The organism is Mesorhizobium sp. M1A.F.Ca.IN.020.06.1.1 (genome assembly GCF_004023265.1).
GTDB lineage: Bacteria > Pseudomonadota > Alphaproteobacteria > Rhizobiales > Rhizobiaceae > Mesorhizobium.
Genome location: NZ_RZSR01000446.1, coordinates 1 through 4,768 on the forward strand (window position 1 = coordinate 1; position 4,768 = coordinate 4,768).

Consider the following 4,768-nt stretch of genomic DNA (forward strand, 5'->3'; position numbering starts at 1 on the left):
GCCTTACGCACATCCCTGGCCAGGCTGATGAAGCCATCGGCCTGATGCTCGGCCGTGAGCCGGCCTTTTTCGGCGGTGGCGATGCTGGCGTCGCCGACCACGCCGTTCGGATTGAGGTCGCTGGCGATCCAGGCGAAGGCGTGCGTTCCGGTGTGCCGCAGCAGGGCGAATTCCTTTTCGGCGCGACCGACATTGGAGACGAAATTGTCGGCCTTGCCCATATCGACGAGATCTGGCCGGAAATGCAGCATCAGCGAGGTCTCGACATCGCCGCCATGGATGCCGTGACGGTCCTCGAGCTCGGTATACATGCCGGAGGGACGGCCGAAGCGCTGCCAGCTCGTCTTCACCGCCAGCATCTTTGCGCGCACGCGCAATTCGCGCGTGACAATGCCCATGATCTCCTCGTTGCCGCCATGCGAGTTGACGACGATCAACTTTCTGACCCCGGCGCGGGCGACCGAGAGGCCAAGCTCCGTCCAGGCGTCGACCAGGGTGGTGGCCGGCAAGGTGAGCGTTCCCGGCGCATGCAGATGCTCGTTCGACTTGCCCACCGCCTGCACCGGCAGGAGGCGGATGTCGATGTCCTCGGGCAGGCGCGCAATCACCGTCTCCAGCATGCCCATCATGATCGAGGTGTCGGTCGAGACGGGAAGGTGAGGGCCATGCTGCTCGACCGCGGCCACCGGCAGAACGGCAATCGTCGCTTCCGCGTCGATCGAGGCGTATTCGGTCGTCCGATAGTCGCCCCACCACACACGTCTTGTCGTCACTGTCGTCTCCCGATGGTCTGCTGTTCGGCCCGAAGGTCTAAAGCGCCTGGGCATTCCGGGCAACAGCTAGCCTGCTGCCAGAACCTCCACCTCAACCTTGAATTCCGGGCGGGCAAAACCTGAAACGATCATCAGCGTCGAAGCGGGCGCCGGATCGGAAAACAGGCGATTGCGAACGTCCATATAGGCCTGCAGATGCGCGCGATCGGTGACGAAGGCGTTGATGCGCACGACATCGTTCAGCGTCAGCCCGGCTTCGCTTAAGATTGCGGCAATATTCTTGAAGCAAAGCTCGGTCTGCGCGCCGGCATCCTCCGGGACGGCGTCATCCGGCGCGATGCCCAACTGACCCGAACATAGCACAAGGCGCTTTCCCGCTGGAATTTCAACGCCATGGCTATAACGGGCAAAGGGCGGCTTGATCGACTTGGGGGCGAGATAATTGAGCATGGCATTCTCCTGTCGGCAGGCAGACTAAGGCCGGATTCATGAAAGCTTCAAGATGCGGTGCATGCCGCCCGGGCGATTATGGACAGGCGTCCAAAAAATGGGCACGATGCCATTTGTACAGCATGACCCGTCCGGTCTCGGCAATGACTGCCGCGCAAGCAGGCGGCCCAAGGCGGTGGCATGTGTCTTGCTTCTTGAACCAATGGAGTGGAGCCCAGCGCGCAGCGCGCCGGAGCCAAGAGAGGGTGATGTTTATGTACGGAAAAGAAAAAATCCTGGCGGGTGCGATCGCGCTGCTTGCTGCCAGCACGCTGGGCGCTGCGGCCAACGAGAAGGTCACCTTTGGCACCAACTGGCTGGCCGAGCCGGAACATGGCGGCTACTACCAGGCGATCGCCGACGGAACCTACGCCGCCTGCGGCCTCGACGTCACCATCATGCAGGGCGGCCCGCAGGTCAGCGGCCGGCCGATGCTGCTGGCCGGCAAGATCGATTTCTACATGGGCGGCAACCTGCTCTCGGCCTTCGACGCCGTGCAGCAGGGGATTCCGATGCGCGTCGTCGCCGCCGACTTCCAGAAGGACCCGCAGGTCATTATGTCCCATCCGGGCGAAGGGCTGGACAAGTGGGAGGACCTGAAGAACGCCGACCAGTATATCCTCGGCGACGAGGGCGCACAGACCTTCTTCCAGTGGATGGTGACCGATCTCGGCTTCGATGCCGCCAAGCGCGTGCCATACACCTTCAATCCGGCGCCCTTCATCGCCAACAAGAAGTCGATCCAGCAGGGCTATGTCACGTCGGAGCCCTACGCGGTGCAGAAACAGGGCGGCTTCGTGCCGAACCAGTTCCTGCTCGCCGACAATGGCTGGGATACTTATGCCACGACCATCGAGGTGATGCAGGACACCATCGACAAGCGGCCGGAGGTGGTGCAGTGCTTCGTCGATGGCTCGGCCAAGGGCTGGTACAACTACCTCTACGGCGACAACAAGGCCGCCAACGAGATGATCAAGAAGGACAATCCGGACATGACGGATGAGCAGATCGCCTTCTCGATCGAACAGCTGAAGAAGTTCGGCATTGTCGATTCCGGCGATACGGAAAAGCTCGGTATCGGCGGCATGACCGAAGCGCGCATCCAGAGCTTCTACGACAAGATGGTCAAGGCCAAGGTCGCGCAGCCGGGCATCGACATCAAGAAGGCCTATACGCTCGCCTTCATCAACAAGGGGGTCGGGCGGGAGCTGAAGAAGTAAGGCGGCCTGCCTGAGATGATCCAGGAGAAAGTGGCGCAGGCAACGGCATCGGGTGAGAGCCCGATGCTGCTTTCCTTACGCAATGTCGGCAAGGTCTTTTCCAACGGCGTCACGGCGCTGAGCAAGGTCGACCTGGCGATCCGCGAAGGCGATTTCCTAAGCCTGCTCGGGCCCTCGGGCTGCGGCAAGTCGACGGCGCTCAGGTTGATTGCCGGCCTGTCGACGCCGACCTCCGGTCAGCTCGACTGGCGCGGCTCGATCGACCGCTCGAATATCGGCTTCGTCTTCCAGGAGCCGACGCTGCTGCCATGGGCCAGCGTCTTCGACAATGTCTGGCTGCCGCTCAGGCTGAAAGGCGTATCGCGCGCGGAGGCCAAGCCCGCGGTGATGGAAATGCTGTCGCGCGTGCACCTCACCGGTTTCGAGAATGCCGTGCCGCGCGAGCTTTCCGGCGGCATGAAGATGCGTGTCTCGATCGCACGGGCTATGGTGACCAAGCCGCGCATTCTTCTGATGGACGAGCCCTTCGCGGCGCTTGACGAGATTACCCGCTTCAAGCTCAACAACGATCTTCTCGAGCTTTGGCAGGACGAGCGGTTTACCGTCGTCTTCGTCACCCATAGCGTCTTCGAAAGCGTGTTCCTGTCCAGTCGTGTCGTCGTCATGGCGGCACGACCGGGCCGCGTCCACGGCGAGCTTGCAATCGAAGCGCCTTATCCGCGCGACGAGGCATTCCGGACTTCGCCCGACTATGCGGCGCTCTGCCGGCAGGCCTCGGACGTGCTGGTCAATGCCATCAACTCAACCGCCGGACCTCATCATGACGGCCATTGAAAACAATGCCCTGAAGCTCGACCCGGAAGAGGCGCGCCGCGTCCGCCAGGAGCGGCTGGAGCGGATCGGCAAATGGGTACTGCCGCTGGCGATCATGGTGCTTGCGATCTGGCTGTGGGATCGCATCTGCGTCTGGAACGGGATCCCGCAATACATCCTGCCGCGCCCGGGCGTGGTCCTGCAGACGCTGCATGACGATGCCGGGCTGTTGTTCTCTTCGCTGCTGGTGACGCTCAGGATCACCTTCCTCAGCCTGCTGCTTGCCGTCATCGGCGGCGTCGGGCTGGCGGTGCTGTTCGCGCAGTCGAAATGGGTGGAGATGTCGTTCTTCCCCTTCGCCATCGTGCTGCAGGTGACGCCGATCGTGGCGATCTTCCCGCTGATCAACATCTACATCAACAACCAGACGACCAAACTCCTGCTCTGTGCCTGGATCGTCGCCTTCTTCCCGATCCTCTCCAACACCACGCTCGGGCTGAACTCGGTCGACCGCAACCTGGGCGATTTGTTCAAGCTCAACGGCGCGACCCGCTGGCAGCAATTGCGCTATCTGCGCCTGCCGGCGGCGATGCCCTATTTCCTCGGTGGGCTGAAGATCGCCGGCGGCCTGTCGCTGATCGGCGCCGTGGTGGCCGAGTTCGTCGCCGGCGCGCAGGGGCAATCGTCCGGGCTTGCCTCGCGCATCATCGAGGCGGGCTACCGGCTCAATGCTCCCAGGCTGTTCGCGGCGCTGATCCTGATCTCGCTCACCGGCATCCTGATCTTCCTCGTGCTGTCGCTGGTGTCGCATCTCATCCTGCGCCGCTGGCACGAGAGCGCGCTGAAGCAGGAGCGCTAGGGTGCCTGAATGTTGATCCCAGCCTCTGGTCGTTACCAACTCGCCAACGTCCGCGTTCATCAATCGCTGACGCCCGGTCTTGCCGCAAGCTTCGATGCCGATGGTTTTGCGCTCGCCGACATTGCCGTCGCCGACGGCAAGATTGCTAGCATCATTGCGCACGGCAAAGCCGAGCCGCCATTCGACGCAATCGACCTTGGCGGCCGCATCGTGCTGCCCTGCTTCGTCGACTGCCATACGCATATCGACAAGGGCCATATCTGGCCGCGCAAGCCAAATCCCGACGGCACCTTCATAGGCGCGCTCAACGCAACTGCCGCCGATCGCACCGCTCGCTGGAGCGCGGAGGACGTGGCGAGGCGCATGGATTTCTCGCTGCGCTCAGCTTACGCGCACGGTACCAGGGCCTTGCGCACGCATCTCGACAGCGTGGCGCCGCAGGAGGAAATTTCCTGGCCGGTGTTCGAGACGATGCGGGAAAAATGGCGAGGCCGGATCGAGCTGCAGGCCGCCTGTCTGCTTGGCATCGAAGGCGTGCGCGACAAGGCCTGGTTCGAGCGTCTGGCAAAACGCGTCGCCGCGGCCAAGGGCGTGCTCGGCGTTGTCACTTACAT

At 62.7% G+C, this 4,768-nt stretch carries 6 protein-coding genes; 4 read left to right on the top strand and 2 right to left on the bottom strand.

The genetic code is table 11. The features are described 5' to 3' along the window. Together EOA60_RS19310 and EOA60_RS19315 are read right to left on the bottom strand one after the other, a co-directional pair. A partial coding sequence (locus tag EOA60_RS19310; RefSeq protein ID WP_164899407.1) for a creatininase family protein occupies positions 1-773 on the bottom strand: 773 nt, incomplete at its 3' end. 66 nt (positions 774-839) lie between these two features. Then, positions 840-1,223 (bottom strand): RidA family protein, encoded by a 384-nt coding sequence (locus EOA60_RS19315; protein ID WP_067329236.1) that lies wholly within the window; start codon positions 1,221-1,223, stop codon positions 840-842. Between the two features lie 254 nt (positions 1,224-1,477). On the opposite strand from EOA60_RS19315, the gene EOA60_RS19320 reads away from it, so the two are divergent. The 4 genes from EOA60_RS19320 to EOA60_RS19335 form a co-directional block, all read left to right on the top strand. Further along, entirely contained in the window at positions 1,478-2,482 is a 1,005-nt protein-coding gene (locus EOA60_RS19320) for an ABC transporter substrate-binding protein (protein WP_067329238.1), read from the top strand. Between the two features lie 15 nt (positions 2,483-2,497). After that, positions 2,498-3,316, top strand: a complete 819-nt coding sequence (locus tag EOA60_RS19325; RefSeq protein WP_095801964.1) for an ABC transporter ATP-binding protein — start codon at positions 2,498-2,500, stop codon at positions 3,314-3,316. Then, positions 3,303-4,154: an ABC transporter permease gene (locus tag EOA60_RS19330; RefSeq protein ID WP_095825693.1), complete on the top strand. Its 852-nt coding sequence runs from the start codon at positions 3,303-3,305 to the stop codon at positions 4,152-4,154. Before EOA60_RS19325 ends, EOA60_RS19330 begins: the two co-directional genes overlap by 14 nt. A 12-nt stretch (positions 4,155-4,166) precedes the next feature. Then, the coding region (locus EOA60_RS19335) for an amidohydrolase family protein (protein WP_164899408.1) at positions 4,167-4,768 on the top strand (602 nt) is incomplete at its 3' end.